The 16,035-nt window shown below is 69.4% G+C and carries 15 protein-coding genes; 7 read left to right on the top strand and 8 right to left on the bottom strand.

Annotation, left to right across the window (positions count from 1 at the left end; all coding sequences use genetic code 11):
* Nucleotides 1-53 precede the first annotated feature (53 nt).
* The 4 genes from KXD96_RS05085 (at nt 54) to KXD96_RS05070 (ending at nt 3,470) form a co-directional block, all read left to right on the top strand.
* Complete coding sequence (locus KXD96_RS05085; RefSeq protein ID WP_260743334.1) at nt 54-836, top strand: class I SAM-dependent methyltransferase; 783 nt, start codon at nt 54-56, stop codon at nt 834-836.
* A gap of 93 nt (nt 837-929) precedes the next feature.
* Nucleotides 930-2,411 carry an aldehyde dehydrogenase gene (locus KXD96_RS05080; RefSeq protein ID WP_260743333.1) on the top strand — a complete coding sequence of 494 codons (1,482 nt, stop codon included), beginning with the start codon at nt 930-932 and terminating at the stop codon, nt 2,409-2,411.
* A 271-nt stretch (nt 2,412-2,682) separates the two neighbouring features.
* Nucleotides 2,683-2,814 (top strand): hypothetical protein, encoded by a 132-nt coding sequence (locus KXD96_RS05075; protein ID WP_255360740.1) that lies wholly within the window; start codon nt 2,683-2,685, stop codon nt 2,812-2,814.
* 89 nt (nt 2,815-2,903) lie between these two features.
* Nucleotides 2,904-3,470 (top strand): TetR/AcrR family transcriptional regulator, encoded by a 567-nt coding sequence (locus tag KXD96_RS05070; RefSeq protein ID WP_260745222.1) that lies wholly within the window; start codon nt 2,904-2,906, stop codon nt 3,468-3,470.
* 4 nt (nt 3,471-3,474) lie between these two features.
* Here KXD96_RS05070 and KXD96_RS05065 read toward each other — a convergent pair whose 3' ends face one another.
* The 6 genes from KXD96_RS05065 to KXD96_RS05040 all read right to left on the bottom strand — a co-directional run bounded on the left by KXD96_RS05065 (nt 3,475) and on the right by KXD96_RS05040 (nt 9,777).
* Nucleotides 3,475-3,771, bottom strand: a complete 297-nt coding sequence (locus KXD96_RS05065) for a hypothetical protein (RefSeq protein ID WP_067740363.1) — start codon at nt 3,769-3,771, stop codon at nt 3,475-3,477.
* Nucleotides 3,768-5,261: a class I adenylate-forming enzyme family protein gene (locus KXD96_RS05060; protein WP_260743330.1), complete on the bottom strand. Its 1,494-nt coding sequence runs from the start codon at nt 5,259-5,261 to the stop codon at nt 3,768-3,770. Before KXD96_RS05060 ends, KXD96_RS05065 begins: the two co-directional genes overlap by 4 nt.
* Before the next feature lie 96 nt (nt 5,262-5,357).
* On the bottom strand, nt 5,358-6,152 hold the full coding sequence (locus tag KXD96_RS05055) for a crotonase/enoyl-CoA hydratase family protein (protein ID WP_396878001.1): 795 nt from the start codon (nt 6,150-6,152) through the stop codon (nt 5,358-5,360).
* Nucleotides 6,153-6,284: 132 nt separating this feature from the next.
* Entirely contained in the window at nt 6,285-7,694 is a 1,410-nt protein-coding gene (locus KXD96_RS05050) for a wax ester/triacylglycerol synthase family O-acyltransferase (protein ID WP_260743328.1), read from the bottom strand.
* A 44-nt stretch (nt 7,695-7,738) separates the two neighbouring features.
* On the bottom strand, nt 7,739-8,920 hold the full coding sequence (locus tag KXD96_RS05045; RefSeq protein ID WP_260743327.1) for an alpha/beta hydrolase: 1,182 nt from the start codon (nt 8,918-8,920) through the stop codon (nt 7,739-7,741).
* A gap of 188 nt (nt 8,921-9,108) precedes the next feature.
* Nucleotides 9,109-9,777: a class I SAM-dependent methyltransferase gene (locus tag KXD96_RS05040; protein WP_260743325.1), complete on the bottom strand. Its 669-nt coding sequence runs from the start codon at nt 9,775-9,777 to the stop codon at nt 9,109-9,111.
* Between the two features lie 258 nt (nt 9,778-10,035).
* On the opposite strand from KXD96_RS05040, the gene KXD96_RS05035 reads away from it, so the two are divergent.
* The gene (locus KXD96_RS05035; RefSeq protein ID WP_260743324.1) at nt 10,036-10,935 is read left to right on the top strand and encodes an alpha/beta hydrolase; all 900 of its coding nucleotides are present in this window, start codon (nt 10,036-10,038) and stop codon (nt 10,933-10,935) included.
* Between the two features lie 7 nt (nt 10,936-10,942).
* Here the strand turns inward: KXD96_RS05035 and KXD96_RS05030 are convergent, their stop codons facing one another.
* A complete protein-coding gene (locus KXD96_RS05030) occupies nt 10,943-12,247 on the bottom strand; it encodes an amidohydrolase family protein (RefSeq protein WP_260743323.1) in 1,305 nt (434 codons plus the stop codon).
* Nucleotides 12,244-13,434 (bottom strand): CoA transferase, encoded by a 1,191-nt coding sequence (locus KXD96_RS05025; protein ID WP_260743322.1) that lies wholly within the window; start codon nt 13,432-13,434, stop codon nt 12,244-12,246. Before KXD96_RS05025 ends, KXD96_RS05030 begins: the two co-directional genes overlap by 4 nt.
* A 457-nt stretch (nt 13,435-13,891) precedes the next feature.
* On the opposite strand from KXD96_RS05025, the gene KXD96_RS05020 reads away from it, so the two are divergent.
* Complete coding sequence (locus KXD96_RS05020) at nt 13,892-15,100, top strand: PPE family protein (RefSeq protein ID WP_260743321.1); 1,209 nt, start codon at nt 13,892-13,894, stop codon at nt 15,098-15,100.
* A gap of 8 nt (nt 15,101-15,108) precedes the next feature.
* The gene (locus KXD96_RS05015; protein ID WP_260743320.1) at nt 15,109-16,029 is read left to right on the top strand and encodes a WecB/TagA/CpsF family glycosyltransferase; all 921 of its coding nucleotides are present in this window, start codon (nt 15,109-15,111) and stop codon (nt 16,027-16,029) included.
* Nucleotides 16,030-16,035 lie beyond the last annotated feature (6 nt).

The raw sequence follows: 16,035 nt of genomic DNA, 5'->3' as shown, positions 1-16,035 counted from the left end.
CCGGTCAGCCTAGCCCGGCGTCGATGCACGCCCGAGCTGCGTAGGGTTGGCCGGTGGCCGCGACCCCGGATCCCACCCGAGTTTTCGCGCGGCGGGCGACCCTGACCCGCGCGCTGCGGCTGCTGTCCGAATTCCGCTACGAGCAGTCCGACCCGGCCCGGTTCTACGGCGCGCTGGCGGCGGACACCGCGGCGATGGTCGGTGACCTGTGGCTGGCCGCGCGCGGCGAGCCCCCCGCCGGCCGCACCCTGCTCGACGTCGGCGGCGGCCCAGGCTACTTCTCCGCCGCCTTCGCCGAGGCCGGGGTCCGCTACCTGGGCGTCGAACCCGACCCCAGCGAGATGCACACGCCCGGACCCTCACCCCCCGCGCGTCCCGGAAACTTCGTGCGGGCCTCGGGCATGGCCCTGCCGTTCGCCGACGATTCGGTGGACATTTGCCTGTCCTCCAACGTCGCCGAACACGTGCCGCGGCCGTGGCAACTCGGCGGAGAGATGCTGCGGGTGACCAAGCCGGGCGGGCTGGCCGTGCTTTCCTACACCGTCTGGCTCGGCCCGTTCGGTGGGCACGAGATGGGCATGTCCCACTACCTCGGCGGCGCCCGCGCGGCGGCCCGCTACGCACGCAAACACGGGCGTCCGGCGAAAAACAACTACGGGTCGTCGTTGTTCGCCGTGTCCGCGGCCGACGGCCTGGCGTGGGCCGCGAGCACCGGGGCGGCGATGGCCGCATTTCCCCGCTACCACCCCCGATGGGCGTGGTGGATGACGTCGGTCCCGCTGCTGCGGGAGTTCCTGGTGAGCAATCTGGTCCTGGTGCTGTCGCCGCGGGAATGAAACATGTTCTCGTTTTGCTTCGGCTTGGGTAGGGTGGCGCCCATGCGCGCCGGCGACGATGCAGCGCGCAGCAATGAGGAGGAGCGGCGCTAGATGAGCGACACCAAGACTGCGGCCAAGACCGAATACGACAAGCTTTTCATCGGCGGCAAGTGGACTGAGCCGTCAACCGACGAGGTGATCGAGGTGCGCTGCCCGGCCACCGGCGAGTACGTCGGCAAGGTGCCGCTGGCGGCGGCCGCCGACGTCGACGCCGCGGTCGCCGCGGCCCGCGCGGCCTTCGACAACGGGCCCTGGCCCACGACCCCGCCCAAGGAGCGGGCGGCCGTGATCGCCAACGCCCTCAAGTTGATGGAGGAGCGCAAGGACCTGTTCACCCGGCTGCTCGCCGCCGAGACGGGCCAGCCGCCGACCGGCATCGAGACGATGCATTGGATGAGCTCGATCGGGGCGCTGAACTTCTTCGCCGGCCCCGCCGTCGACCAGGTCAAGTGGAAAGAGATCCGCACCGGCGGCTACGGGCAGAGCATCGTCTACCGCGAGCCGATCGGCGTGGTGGGCGCGATCGTCGCGTGGAACGTGCCGCTGTTTTTGGCCGTCAACAAGCTGGGCCCGGCGCTGCTGGCCGGTTGCACGGTCGTGCTCAAGCCGGCCGCCGAAACCCCGCTGAGCGCAAACGCTTTGGCGGAGGCCTTCGCCGAGGCGGGGCTGCCCGAGGGGGTGCTGTCGGTGGTGCCCGGCGGGGTCGAGACCGGGCAGGCGCTGACCTCTAACCCCGGCGTCGACCTCTTCTCCTTCACCGGCAGCTCGGCCGTCGGCAAGGAGATCGGCCGGCGCGCCGCGGAGATGCTCAAGCCGTGCACCCTCGAGCTCGGCGGCAAGTCGGCGGCAATCCTCCTGGAGGACGTCGATTTGGCCGCCGCGATCCCGATGCTGGTGTTCTCCGGGATCATGAACACCGGGCAGGCCTGCGTGGCCCAGACCCGCATCCTGGCCCCGCGTTCGCGATACGACGAAATCGTGGACGCCGTAAGCGCTTTCGTGCAGGCGCTCCCGGTGGGCCTGCCGTCGGACCCGGCGGCCCAGATCGGTTCGCTGATCTCCGAGAAGCAGCGCGCCCGCGTGGAGGGTTACATCGCCAAGGGGATCGAGGAGGGCGCGCGGCTGGTGTGCGGTGGCGGTCGCCCCGAGGGCCTGGACAGCGGGTTCTTCGTGCAGCCCACGGTCTTCGCCGACGTCGACAACAAGATGACGATCGCCCAGGAGGAGATCTTCGGGCCCGTGCTGTCCATCATCCCCTACGACACCGAGGAGGACGCGATCAAGATCGCCAACGACTCGGTGTACGGCCTGGCCGGCAGCGTGTGGACCGCCGACATCCAGCGCGGCATCGCGGTCTCGGAGAAGATCCGCACCGGGACCTACGCGATCAACTGGTACGCGTTCGATCCGTGTTGCCCGTTCGGCGGTTACAAGAACTCCGGCATCGGCCGCGAGAACGGCCCCGAGGGCGTGGAGCACTTCACCCAGCAGAAGAGCGTGCTCATGCCGATGGGCCACACCGTCGAGGGCTGACACCCCACGCTCCGAGCGTGCACCCGCCGCGAAAGATCGGCAGAAGTCTGGCGATGGGGCACGTTCGGCGTTGCTCTTTACGACCTGGAATTATGTAAGGAAGCATAGAAACCTACTTGTTACGCGTCCGTAAATGCCGGTCAACAGGCATCGGTCAACCACGTTTCCCGTGCGTCTGGATTTACCTAGGCAATAAAACTTGCTTACTGGACTGCTGTCTTATATGCTTCTCAGCATAATCATGGGCTGCACTTAGGGCCGGGAGAGAATCATGTGGATCATCGAGCTGAACATCGGCGGCTATCAATTCACCCGCGAGATGCCCGACCTGAAGCGCCGGAATTTCCGCTTCAGCCCACGCAGCATGCACTGGCCGGTGCTGCGGCATTCCCACGCTGCATGACGTTGGCCACGGGAGGCACGAGAGTGACGACCACCAGCGAAACGGTGCAGCAATCCACCCGGACGAAGCGCGGCGGCACGCGCAAGAAGATGTTGGCCAGCGCCGCCGAGGTGATGCGTGAACGAGGCGCCGCCGGGGTGACCATCGATGCGGTGCTCGCGCGCAGCGGCGCGCCGCGCGGCTCGGTCTACTACCACTTCCCCGACGGCCGCAATCAGATTCTGATCGAGGCGCTGCGGTACTCCGGTGACTCCATCACGGCGATGATCGACGACGCCGCCGAGCAGGGCGCCCGCGTGCTGCTGGGCAAGTTCGTCGAGTTCTGGGAGCGCCTGCTGACCGAGGGCGGCTTCAGCGCCGGCTGCCCCGTGGTGGCCGCGGCAATCGGCTCGGACGCCGACGATGCCGCGCTTTGCGCCGAGGCCGGTGCCATCCTGGGCCGTTGGTGCGCCGCGCTGACCCGGGCGTTCACCCGCGACGGCTTCGACCAGCCCTGCGCCGCCTCGCTCGCGGTGATGTCGATCGCCGCGCTGGAGGGCGCCATCGTGCTGTCCCGCTCGACCGGCAGCATCGACCCGTTGCGCCAGGTCGGCGATGAGCTCGAATTCCTCATCAAGGCAAGGGAATTCGTGGTCCGCAACAAGCTCGCGGAGTAACTCCTCAGTCGCTGGCGGGCAGCGGCTTGACCTCCTTGAGCTGCAGCGCGGTCGCGCCGACGCTCAGGCTACCGGCGCCCGGCTTGGTCACCAGCACCTCGGCGCCGGTCTCGTCGACGTAGCGCTTGCCCATCACGGTGCCGTCGGCGAACGCCGGGTCCAACTCGCCCGAACGCTCGGCGCCTATCGGCACCATCGGCGCACCGCCGCAACGCAAGTCGTCGAGGCTGTCGGCGCTCCTGACGACGATCACCTGCGTGTCACACACCTGGCTGGCCAGGCGGGTTCCATTCTTGATCATGCACGTAGCCCTTCTAGCATCTCGATGATCTCCCGGCGAAGTACCTTGCCGGTGGGGGTCGTGGGCAGCTCGTCGCGAAACACTACCCGGTCCGGAGTTCGCGACCCGCGCAAGCTTTTACGGACATGCTCGCGCAATTCCTCGGGATCCGGTTCCACACCGGGGCGGGGCACCACCACCGCGACGATCGCCTGCCCCCACTGCGAATCCTCGACGCCGACCACGGCGACGTCCCGCACGTGCGGGTGCTCGACCAAGACCTCTTCGAGCTCGGCGGGCGCGATGTTCTCACCGCCGCGGATGATCGTGTCGTCGCTGCGCCCGCCGATGAACAGGTAGCCGTCCTCGTCGAGCATGGCGATGTCTTTGGTTGGGAACCAGCCATTTTCGTCGAGCACCGAACCAATCCCGGTGTAGCGTCCGGACACCTGCTCGCCGCGGACGAACAGCTCACCGGTTTCCCCGGCCCCGAGCACGTTGCCGTCCTCGTCGCGGATCTCGATCTCGATGCCGGGCACCGGCTTTCCGACCGACGCCAGCCGCTTGGCGACCTCGGGCGCCTCGGCGGCCTGTGCCGCCCGGTGGTCGTCGGGGGTCAGCACCGCGATGGTCGAGCTCGTCTCGGTCAGGCCGTAGGCGTTGACGAAGCCCACGCCGGGCAGCAGTTCCAGGGCCCGGCGAACCAGCGGGAGCCCCACCTTGGACCCGCCGTAGGCGAGGTTGCGCAGCGACGGCAGCTCGTGACCGTCGGCCTCCAGCGTGGCGACGATGCGGTCCAGCATGGTGGGCACCACGGTCGCGGTGGTCACGTTCTCGGCGTTGATCAGCCGAACCCATTCCTGCGCATCGAAATTCGGCAGGTAGACCATCTTGCGCCCGGCGTACAGGTTCGACAGCGCGGCGCCCACCCCGGCGATGTGATAGGGCGGCACACAGATCAGCGCGGCGTCGCTGTCGGCGGCCGATTCGAACTCCACCGTGCCGGTCACGTAGCTGGTCAGGTTGTTGTGCGACAGCTCGACGGCCTTGGGCTGCGACGTGGTGCCCGAGGTGAACAGCACGATGGCGACCGAGTCCGGGTCGGGAAACTCCGCGGCCGGCTCGTTCTCCCGCGCGGCCGCCAGGAATTCATCGGTGGTCATCAGCCGGCCGGACGCGTCGCCGACCATGTCCCGGTAGCGGCTGTCGACGATCACCAGGGGCTCGGGCAGGCGCTCGATGAGCGCCCGGATGCCGTCGGCGGACAGCCGGTAATTGATCGGGGTGAAGGCCAGCCCGGCGCGCGCGGACGCAAAGATCAGCACCGGCAGCATCGCGCCGCCGGTGCCCACGTAGGCCACGTGCCCGGCGCCCGATCCCGCGATCACGCCGGCGCCCCCGTCGGCGAGATCGCTGAGCTCCTGCGTCGTCAGCCGCAGGTCACCGGAGACAACCGCCGTGCGATCGGGATTGCTCGACGCGGCCATCTCCAGCAGCAACGAAATACTCACGCTTGCACTCCGGTATCAACGCGTTACAAAGCTGGCCAAAAGTGTCATGCTTAACTGTAGTTTAGCCACGCGGTGGCCAGAGACGGGGCCGCCGGCTCAGCTGCCCGTCCAGCGCGGCGGCCGCTTCTCGGCGAAGGCGATCGCACCCTCTTTGGCGTCGTTGGACGCGAACACCGGAGCCAGGATCGTGTTCTGCTCGGCGAACATGGTGTCGGGGCTCCAGCCGCGGGACTCCACGATGATCCGCTTGGTGGCGGCCACCGCGAGCGGCCCGTTGGCGGCGATCTTCTCGGCCAGCGCGATGGCCTCGTCGAGCGCCTTGCCCGGCTCGGCCAACACGTTGACCAGCCCCAGCGCGTGGGCGCGCTCGGCCGGCAGGTTGTCACCGGTGAGCGCGAGCTCCATGGCGATGGCCGACGGGATGCGCTGCGGCAGCCGCAGCAGGCCGCCGCCGCCGGCGACCAGCCCGCGCTTGACCTCGGGGATGCCGAAGGCCGAATCTTTGGACGCGACGATCAAGTCGGTGGCCAGGGCGAGCTCGGTCCCGCCGGCCAGGGCGTAGCCCTCGACCGCCGCGATCAGCGGCTTGGCGGGCGGGCGCTCGGTGAAGCCCATGCCGCGACCCTCGACGATGGGCAGTTCGCCGCGCGCGAACGCCTTGAGGTCCATGCCCGCGCAGAACGATCCCCCGGCGCCGGTCAGGATGCCCACCGAAAGACCCGGGTCGCCGTCGAGCCGGTCGACGGCCTCGGCCAGGCCGTTGGCCACCGCAGCGTTGACCGCGTTCTTGGCCTTCGGCCGGTTGATCGTGATGATCAGGATCCGGTCCCGCTGTTCGACCAGGACTTCGGGTTCGCCGGCTGCTTCATTCCCAGTGCTCACGTGCCGCACCGCTCCTTCGGGTAGGGGTGGCTGCTGTCGGAGAAGATGGTAGCGGTCGGCGGAAATGACGTTAACATCCCCCGAGATTCCCGTTACCGCCGGGCCTTGCCGCCGATCGTGCGGCGCAGGTCAGGCCTCAGATCAGGCCGGCGCCATCGCCGCCTCGATGACGGTCAGTTCTTCGGAAAGGCCTGCGGCCCTGCGGATTTCGATGAAGTCGGCGACCATGGCCGCGGTCACCTCATGCGGGTCTTTCAGCGTGGCGCCGTCGGACAGCACGGAGATGTTCAGCTGGTCCACGTAACTCCACACGGTGATGTTGAGGCCGCTGCCGGCGGTCAGCGGGCCCACCGAGTAGATCTCGGTGACCAGCGCGCCGCCCACTTTTCCACGCTCGCGCGGACCCGGCACGTTGGAGATGTTCAGGTTGAGGATCCTGTTGTGCCCGTCGCGGCCGGAGGCCCACCGGAAGAAGGCCTGGGTGGGTGCGGGTGGCATGTAGGCCGCCCAGCGGCTGACCAGCTCCGGTCCCATGAGCTGGTTGCTTTCCTTGGCGGCGATGGCGTTCTCGTGGCTGCACCGCACCCGCTCCAGCGGATCGTCGGAATCGGTCGGCAGGCCCACCAGCACGCCGGTGAACCGGTTGCCGGAGATGCGCTCGGGCGAGAAGTCGTAGCTCATCGGCACCGAAGCCAGCAGGGGGCCGGCCTGGCCGTCGTAACGCAGGAGCAGCGTTCGAAGCGCGCCGGCCGACATGGCCAGCACCATGTCGTTGATCGTCGCCCCCAGCCGCTTGCCGGTCTCCTTGACGTCGGCCAGCGCCAGCGTGGCGGTGGCGAACCGGCGCTCGGGCGTGATCTTGTGGTTCATGAAGGTCGGCGGCGGTTCGAATGGCCGGCTCAATTCCGGGGAAAGCTTGCGCGAGCTGCGCCGCACCCGGCCCAGACCCTCGGCCGTGTAACGGATCGTGTGCGGGATCCGCCCGACGTGGCGCAGGTGGTCGGCGAACGCCGAACCCAACAGCTGCCCGGTGGTGGGCGCCGGGTCGGAAACGTACGGGCCGCCCTCGGGGCCGGGCTGCAGGTCCATGCCGCGGGCCAGCAGGTTGGCCGAGGCGACGCCGTCGGCGAGCGCGTGATGGATCTTGCCGACGACCGCGATCCGGTGGTTCGCCAGGCCTTCGATGAAGTACATCTCCCAGAGCGGGCGGCTGCGGTCCAGCGGCGTGCTGGCGATGCGCCCGATGGCCTCGTCGAGCTCGCGGCGCCCGCCGGGCGCGGGCAATCGCCATGGCCGGATGTGGTAGTTCAGGTCGAGGTCGCAGTGCTCCCGCCACATCGGATGGTGGAGCTTGAACGGGATGTCGACCAGCTGGTAGCAGAACGGCTCGAGCTTGTTCAGCCGGCCGCGGATGACTTCGCGGAAAGCGTCGATGCCGAAGTCACGGTGATCGGAATCGAGTTCGATCACAGCGGCTTTGATGGTGTGCATGTGCACGTTCGGCGTTTCGCTGTACAACAGGACCGCGTCCCACCCGCTCAGCCGTTTCACCGCTGCCCCTTACCCATAGAGGGACCATACTCAGCAGCGGCAGCTCAGATGACCTCTTTGGCCGCGTTGGCCTTGGTGCGATAAACCTGGTTGAGGAACAGCGAAGTCGCGTGCGCCGCCGCGCCGGCCCGCTCCCCGTCGATGAGGTCGTACCCGTGGCCCGCGCCGGGCAATTCCAGGTAGCCCACCATCGAGTGGGATACCGCGCGCATCCGGTCGACGAAGCTGCGCGCCTGCTCGACGGGGATGACGCTGTCCTTGCTGCCGTGAATCACCATGAACGGCGGCGCATTTCGGTGCACGCGTGCCATCGGCGACGCGTCGCGGAACACCTCGGGGTGACGGTCGATCCTTCGCCTGACCACCACCCGCTCCAGGAAGTCGACGAACCTGTCGCGCTCTGGAGTCGAGCGGTCCTCCCAGTCGTAGCGACCGTAGATGCCGACCACCGCATCCACCGAGGTGTTGGCGCCTTCCGGCAGCTTTGCGTGGTACTGCGCGTCGTCGGGGGTGAGCCCGGCCAGCGCGGACAGGTGGCCGCCGGCCGAACACCCCGCCACCGCGACGAAATCGCGGTCGCCGCCGAACTTGTCGACGTTGGCCCGCGCCCAGGCGATGGCGGTCTTGACGTCGATGATGTGCCGCGGCCACCGGTGCTGCGGGGCGACGCGGTAATCGATCGCCAGGCAGACCCAGCCCTGCTCGGCCAGCCGGGACATCAAAGCGGAGCCCTGACCCATGGCCTTGCCGTGCACCCAGGCGCCGCCCGGGACGAAGATCAGCACCGGCGCGGGGTGCGCCGGCAGATCCTTGCGACGCCAGACGTCGAGCACCTGCGCGGGGTGGTCGCCGTAATGCACCGCGCGACGGTGGAGGTAGCGGCGCTGACGCAGCGCGTCCCAGATCGGCGGCGTCCGTAGCGCCGCAGGCCAGTCCAGCTCGAGATCGGCGGCCGACACGATCCCCCGCAGGGCCGCGACCGACACGTCCCGGGTGCTCTCGCGACCCAGGCGGGGGCTGTCCTCGGCGTCCGACGGCGGCCGTCCCTTGGTCATTCCGGAGAGGAAGTCGGGGGCGGTGCGAGCGGCCCAGATGCCCATCGCGGTGAGGCCGCCCAGCGGCTCGAGGTGCTTGCCGACCACCGGCAGCGAAGCACCCGCGGCGCTCAAGGCCAGCGCGTAGTCGCCGGGGCGCGCCCGCAGCAACCTCTTTGCGCACGATCTCATAGTCGGCCTCCTTGCCGTCGAGTGAGGGCAGCGTACCCCCGGCCCCCGGTCCAAAACCGACGTTTGCGCCGGTGGAACACCCGGTGTCTGGAAGACCCCCGCCCCGCGGTTGCCCGAGCACGGTCACGCCGTTCCCGGACGCGGAGTCGTTAGCTATGCGCGGCGGGTGGTGGCCGGTCGCGACACGCTCACATCGCCGCCAGGCACGCGATCACCCGGCCGCCGATCAGGCGGACACCGGTCAGCGTCAGACCGACCTGACCGGCGAGCGCCGCGGCGCTGTCCACCCCGACCGAGGCCCAGCGGAACCAGGGTCCGACCTCGCACGCCGACTCCAGCCGGACCCAGCGCGAACGGATGCCGATGTTCTCGGCGTCGAACTCGGCCACGCACCGCCCGCCGCGCGCCAGCAGTTCGGCCGCCCGCCCCAGGATGCGGAGCGGGTCTCCGCCGAGGCCGACGTTGCCGTCGACCAGCAATACCGTCTGCCAGAGACCCATCGCGGGCAGCGGGTCGAACACGTCGCCCAGCAGGGCCGGCGCGCCGCCGCGGCTCGCCAACCGGATCGCGGTCGCAGAGCGATCGATGCCCAGCGCCGGTACTCCCCGCGCAATCAGCCGGGCCACCAATCGGCCCGGCCCGCAACCTAATTCGATCGTCGGCCCGATACACATCTGCGTGACGGCTTCGTCGAACACTTCGTCGTAGGCGTCCCCGGATCGGTCACCGGGACATCCGCCGTCCGGACATCGCACGCCCAACCAGCGGTGCGCCGGGAGCGGCCGCAGCTCGCCGTCGTCATGCCGAATCCAACATCGCTCGCCGCCGAGTGCCCGATCGTAGAGATGCCCCAGCATTCACGTCCCTCGCGTCCTGCCCGACCGGGCGGCCCACGCTCGGTCCCGGTAGGGGACGTTGCGACGACGAACCCGCAAACACGCTGACGCATGGCGCGCTCGTCAGCATTCCACCGATACCCCGATCCTTACCCGGCTAATCCACCGCCCCTGGAGCACGCGGGCGGTAGCGGATCGGTTCATTGACGATCCGCTTTCGCGGAAGTCGCATTCACAGATCGCACGCCTTCGGCTTTCCGAGTCGGTGATACTGATGCGGTGCCGAACACCGATGTTCACCCCGACCTGCAGCGGATCGCCCGCTTCGCCCCACGCCGACTCGTCGGTCCCCGGAGCCTGCCGATAGTGCGGGTCGGGATCGCATTGCGCGGGCGGCTGGGTAGGCCCGTCCGCGATGTCGAGGTGATCACGCTGGGCTCGGGGGCCGGCGTCCGGCTGTTCCGGCCGGTCGGCGTGGCCGAGCCGACCCCGGCGCTGCTGTGGATCCACGGTGGCGGATACGTGATCGGCACCGCCGAGCAGGACGACCGGCTCTGCGCCGGGTTCAGCCGGCGGCTGGGCCTCACCGTCGCGTCGGTGGAATACCGCCTCGCGCCGGAACATCCGTATCCCGCGCCGCTGGAGGACTGCTATTCGGCGTTGACCTGGCTGGCGGGCCTGCCGTCCGTGGACCGGTGCCGGGTGGCGGTCGGCGGCGCCAGCGCCGGCGGAGGCCTGGCCGCGGCCCTGGCCCTGCTGGCCCGCGACCGCGCCGAGGTGAGCCCCGCGTTCCAGCTGCTGACCTACCCCATGCTCGACGACCGCAGCTCGGCCACCGCCCGCAATTCGAACTATCGGCTGTGGGACAACCGCAGCAACCAGTTCGGCTGGTCGGCGTACCTCGGCGACGCCGACCCGCAGGTCGCCGTGCCAGGGCGCCGCGAAGACCTGAGCGGGCTGCCGCCGGCCTGGATCGGGGTCGGCACGCACGATTTGTTCCACGACGAGGACCTGGCCTACGCCGAGCGCCTGACCGCCGCCGGGGTGCCGTGCCAGGTCGAGACGATTCCGGGCGCGTTCCACGGATTCGACCTCATCGCGCCCAAGGCGCAAGTGTCGCAACGGTTTTTCGAAAGCCAGTGCGAAATTCTGCGCGCCGCCCTTGCCACCGCGCCGTGATCGCCGGTCACATCGCGAAATAGACGAGTTCGCCGCCGATGATAGTGGCCGCCACCATCCCGGCATCCAGCTCGGCCAGCGCCGTCGCCGGCGGCTCGCTCAGCACACAGAGGTCCGCCGGCTGCCCGATCGTTACGGTCCGCGCCTGCCCCGGCCGCTCCGGCCGGCCCAAAAACATCGTCAAAGCCGCTTGGGCTGTGACACATTCGTCGGCGTTGAGCACGGTTCCGCCCGGGGTGGTGCGGTGGACGGCGGCACGCATCGCGGTCCAGGGGTCACCGTGGCCGAACGGCATGTCGGTGGACAGCGCCACCGGCACCGAGGCCTCCATCAGGGAGGCGACCCGCCACAGCTGGCGATGCTCGGCGGCGGGGACGTCGGCGAGGTAGTGATCGCCGCGCTCGGCGACGAAGTTGGGCTGCGTCACCACCGTGACCCCCAACTCGGCCAGGTCGGCCAGGTTGTCGTCGGGCACGACGGCGGCGTGCTCGATGCGGTCCCGCGGATGGCTGCCGGCCGCCCGCAGCGCGGCTATGGTGACCACCAGTTGGGCCGCGGTCACGCAGTGCACGGCGACCGGCCGGTCATCGGCGTGCTGGCGGGCGATCCAGTCCGTCAGCGCGTCCAGGTCGAGCCGGTCGTCGTGCAGGATCTTCTTGCCCGGAGCGAGGAAGCTCGGCCGCGGACGGAACTCGCCGTGCCGGTGGGCCACCACCAGTGACACCATGTCGTCGGCGTCCAGGTCGGGGGTGGCGTCGGTGACGCCGGTGACGCCGTAGGCGGTGACTCGCCGGCTCAGTTCGGCCAGGTCGCTTTCGCGCCGCTGCAGCAGGTCCGACCAGCCGTGGTCCGCGCTGCGCAGGCGCCCGTCGGGATGGTCGGCAAGGCCCACGCGCCCCAGCGCCTCGGAGTTGAGGATCCACAGCGCACCGCTGCGGTGCTGGATACGCACCGGGACGCTGCGAACCATGCCGTCGAGCGCGTCCCGGTCCAGGTCGCCGGCCACCGACTCGTGGTAGCCGACGGCACGAATCCACCCGTCGGGACCGGGTGTTGCGTTCGACAGCAGTTGCGTCAGTTCGGTTTTGGTGCTGACCCCGGGCGGACCGACGAAGAACGAATCCAGCGCGGAGGCGGCCGAGCGCACGTGCACGTGGTGATCGTGCAGGCCGGGCAGGACGGTGCCCCCGCCGGCGTACAGCACGCCCTCGCCGCGCTGGGCGACCAGGCCGTCGCCCATTTCGTCGATGTGCGCACCGACCCGGATGTCCGTGATCGTTCCGTCCAGCAATCGGGCTTGCTTGATTATCATGTCGGACAACGTATTTTCGCGATCAGGCGGCGCACGGCGTCGTTGTCGGCGCCCAGCCCGGGGGCCGCTCGTGATATCGGCGGAACCGGCGGCGCCGGGGCCGGGCACACGGCGGTCGATGCCTCCGAGGGCAGCGCCGCATAGCTCGCGGCGACCGCGGCCATCGACACCTCGATCAGCTCGCCCCCGCCCCGGCCGAGCGATTCGACCGCCGCCCGGGTCGCCTCCAGCCCCGTCAGCGGATCGGCGATGGCGTCGCCGCAGAACACCGGCCCGTCGGCGGCGACACCGACGAGGCCACCGGCCACCGCGGCGTCATCGCCGAACGCCGGCCTGTCGTCGTCATAGCCTTTGATGCGCAACCAGATTCGGCCCGGCCGCGGCGCGGCGTCAGCCGGCCCGAGCCGGCGCCTCGCCAGCGCCGCGGGGCGCGAGCCTTCGATCACGATGTCGGCGACGGCCAGCAGCTCGCGCAGCTCGCCGGCTTGATCGTCGAAATCGAGGCAGTAGGAAAGCTTTTCGCTGTTGACCCAGTCGAAGAAGGCGCTGTTGCCCCGCCTGGTGCCGTCCGGGCGGCGCGGGCTTTCGACCTTGACGACCCTCGCCCCGGCGCGCGCCAGCAGCTGCCCGCACAGCGGGCCCGCCCACATCGACGACAGGTCGGCCACCAACAGGCCCGTGAGGTCGCGCGCAATGGACCGCGAGCCCAGCGGCCGTATTCGCGGAGGCCGGGCAGCGGTCTCGCCGAGGCCGGCGGCCGGGATGTCGAGCAGGGTCGCGCGCTCGATGACTACGCGCACCGAATGCGTTGCGGCCCAATGCTGCAGCGACGGCCACGGGTCGAGCGGCACCCCATCGGCCTGCAGCAGCGCGGGGACGGCGGCGACGTCATCGGGGCGCGACAGCGTGATTGCGCACCAACCGTCGCTGGCCGCCAACAGCCGACTGGCGCCGCCGGCGGACACCCGGCCACGACGCGTCAATCCGAGCAAACCGGCGCGACCGGTCAGCAGCGTGGCCGCGTCGACGTCCACGTGCAGACGGTCGGCGAGGGTTGCGGCCACCTCCTCGGCGCGGGCCAGCACGCTCGCGCGGGAGAAGTCGGGGGGCCCGTCGGGCAGGCCGGTCAGATAGGCCAGCCCGCTGCTCCCCCACTTGCTGGCCCTTCGCGACGGCACCGAACTCACACCCCCATCATGCGCGACGGTCGCCGGGATCGGTTGAGCACATCCAGACACCAATGCGGCGCCGGGGGAACTCCGATACCGCCCCTGAAACTCTTGCAGAGACCGCAATGAATTCAACGAATAACGAGTTAGCCATCCACACGCGTACTTTCGTCACCGGATTGCGGGACTTCCGGCCCCTGTTACCCGGATTCAACGCCGTTTATCTTCGCTCTTGAGGATCTTATTGAGTGGGCGGTTCCAATGTCATACTCACACCAAATCGCGGCGCTAGAAGCGCTCTCGGCGCCGGTCGCCGCCACCGTACGGCCCGGCATCGGATGCCGTGGGCAGGGATCCACGCGGTGGGTTGGGGGCCCGCGTGCGTACTTTCGTCACCTGATTTCGGGACCAACCGACGCGCGCGGGGGACATTCGACCCTCGCGGCGATAATGGGTTTGCTGCGAAGGTGTCGCAATGGTTGATTTCGGCGCCCTGCCTCCGGAGATTAATTCCACGAGGATGTATGCCGGTCCCGGCCCGGGATCGCTGGCGGCCGCCGCGGCGGCGTGGAACGCTTTGGCCGCCGAATTGCATTTCGCCGCAAGTTCTTACCGTTCGGTGGTCGCGGGTTTGACCACCGGACGATGGCTGGGCGCCTCGTCACTGTCCATGGCGTCTGCTTTTGGGCCGTATGCGGCGTGGATGGCCGGGATCGCCGCGCGGGCCGCGGAGACGGCCGGTCAGGCCATGCTCGCCGTGGAGGTCTATGAGGCCGCCTTCGCGATGACGGTGCCACCGCCGGCGGTCATGGCCAACCGGGCTCAACTGGCCGCACTGGTCGCCTCCAACTTTTTCGGCCAGAATTCGGCGGCCATCGCGGCCACCGAAGCCGAATACGGCGAAATGTGGGCACAGGACGCCGTGGCGATGTATGAGTACGCCGCGAATTCGGCGGCCGCTTCCTCGGTGACACCGTTCAGCCCAGCGCCGCCGGTCGCCAACCCGGCCGGCGTGGTCGGCCAGGCCACCGCGGTGGGTAAGGCGGCGGGCGCGGGGGCAGAGCACGCGGCCAGCATCGTTTCCTCGGTTCCGACAACGCTATTGAAGCTCGCAGCACCGACGCCGAATGTTGTAACCCCATTGGACGCGCCGACGACGCTGGCAGACCTGTTCGGGGCCACCGACCTTGCGACGCTGTCGCCGGCGCTGGTCAGCCTTGCGGTCACCCCGGTGTATGCAATTCCGAGCTATTTCATGGCGGCAGCGACGCCGCTGTATGTGCTGTCCTCCAGCTTTGCGATCGCCCAGAGCGGGCAGGGGATGCAGGCCACGGCGAATGCGGAACAACGGGCGGCGGCGGCCGCCGAAGCGGCGAATCCGGCCGCCACGGGGGGCGCTACCCCGTCGCTCACGTCGAGCGTGACGAGCTCCGTGGGCAAGGCGACCTCGTTGGGCCCCATGTCTGTGCCGGCGAGCTGGACCAGCGTCGCCCCCGCGGCGAAGGCGGGCACAGCGGCCGCATTGACCAACGCCGCTTTCAATGGCGAAAACGTGACAAACGTGCCGCCCAGCGTATTGGGCGGGATGCCGGGCGCTTTTTCCCGATCCGGCAGATCCGTCGGACCCCGATACGGGATCGTCCCCACCGTGATGACACGCCCGCCGGCCGGCGGGTACGGGTAAGCCGGGACATGAGCGCCGAGCGGCTCATCCCCCCGGATCCCTCAGGCGTGGTTGGGCGCGACGTGGACGTCGCCGCAGACGGCGCGCGCATGGTCATCGGCGGCACCATCGTCGAGCGTCGCGGGTTCGACGAGGTGCTGTCGATCATCGCGTCGCGCCTGCAATCCGCGGCGACAGCCGGCCTGGCAGTGGGCTCGGTGAACCTCGACCACTTGTACCGTTTCCGGAATGTCACGGCACGGCCCACCGGTCCGCTGGAATGGCTGTTGCTTGCCGACGGGATGCCGATCGCCTGGCGCGGCCGACTGCTCACCGGCAAGCCATGGCCCCGGGTCACCGGCGCCGACCTGCTGCCCGCCTTGTTAGCGCTGGCCGAAGAGACGGGCCGGCGGGTCGGCTTTTTTGGCGGCAGCGCCGAAACCCACAACCGGCTCGCCGAGCATTTACGGAATCGCCGTCCGGCGCTTGCGATCTCGGGGATGTGGGCGCCAGACCCGCACAGCATCGCGTCGTGTTCGCAAAGTTTGGCGGCGGCCGTCCGCGACGCGCGCACGGACATCCTCGTCGTCAGCCTCGGCAAGCCGTTGCAAGAGCATTGGATCGACCGATACGGCTGCGCGACGGGCGCACGAATCTTCCTGGCGTCCGGTGGTGCCATCGATTTTCTGGTCGGCACCACGCATCGGGCGCCGGACTGGATGCAGAACGCCGGACTGGAATGGTTCTATCGGTTGGCCCACGAGCCGCGCCGGTTGGCCCGCCGCTACCTGCTGCAGGGTCCAATCGCATTGCTCCGCGCGGCGCGCGCGCAGCTCATCTGCTATCCCGCTAGCTACTACACCGGCTACCCGGACGCGCCGACGAGCGGGGATGCCGACCTGCCCGCTGGCCCCAGACCTGCAGCTGCAGCCGGGCCAGCGAGCGCGTAAGCAAAA

Origin of the sequence: Mycobacterium sp. SMC-2 (genome assembly GCF_025263485.1) — a bacterium.
GTDB lineage: Bacteria > Actinomycetota > Actinomycetes > Mycobacteriales > Mycobacteriaceae > Mycobacterium.
Note: the sequence above shows the minus strand (reverse complement) of the source record. Positions and strands in the feature narration are given on the sequence as shown.

Excerpts from the sequence above, each read along its gene's own strand:
- KXD96_RS05065 (WP_067740363.1), bottom strand. The coding sequence starts at position 3,771 with ATGATCAAGAATGGAACCCGCCTGGCCAGCCAGGTGTGTGACACGCAG.
- KXD96_RS05030 (WP_260743323.1), bottom strand. The coding sequence starts at position 12,247 with ATGATAATCAAGCAAGCCCGATTGCTGGACGGAACGATCACGGACATC.
- KXD96_RS05080 (WP_260743333.1), top strand. The coding sequence starts at position 930 with ATGAGCGACACCAAGACTGCGGCCAAGACCGAATACGACAAGCTTTTC.
- KXD96_RS05075 (WP_255360740.1), top strand. The coding sequence starts at position 2,683 with ATGTGGATCATCGAGCTGAACATCGGCGGCTATCAATTCACCCGCGAG.
- KXD96_RS05070 (WP_260745222.1), top strand. The coding sequence starts at position 2,904 with ATGTTGGCCAGCGCCGCCGAGGTGATGCGTGAACGAGGCGCCGCCGGG.
- KXD96_RS05020 (WP_260743321.1), top strand. The coding sequence starts at position 13,892 with ATGGTTGATTTCGGCGCCCTGCCTCCGGAGATTAATTCCACGAGGATG.
- KXD96_RS05040 (WP_260743325.1), bottom strand. The coding sequence starts at position 9,777 with ATGCTGGGGCATCTCTACGATCGGGCACTCGGCGGCGAGCGATGTTGG.
- KXD96_RS05015 (WP_260743320.1), top strand. The coding sequence starts at position 15,109 with ATGAGCGCCGAGCGGCTCATCCCCCCGGATCCCTCAGGCGTGGTTGGG.
- KXD96_RS05045 (WP_260743327.1), bottom strand. The coding sequence starts at position 8,920 with ATGAGATCGTGCGCAAAGAGGTTGCTGCGGGCGCGCCCCGGCGACTAC.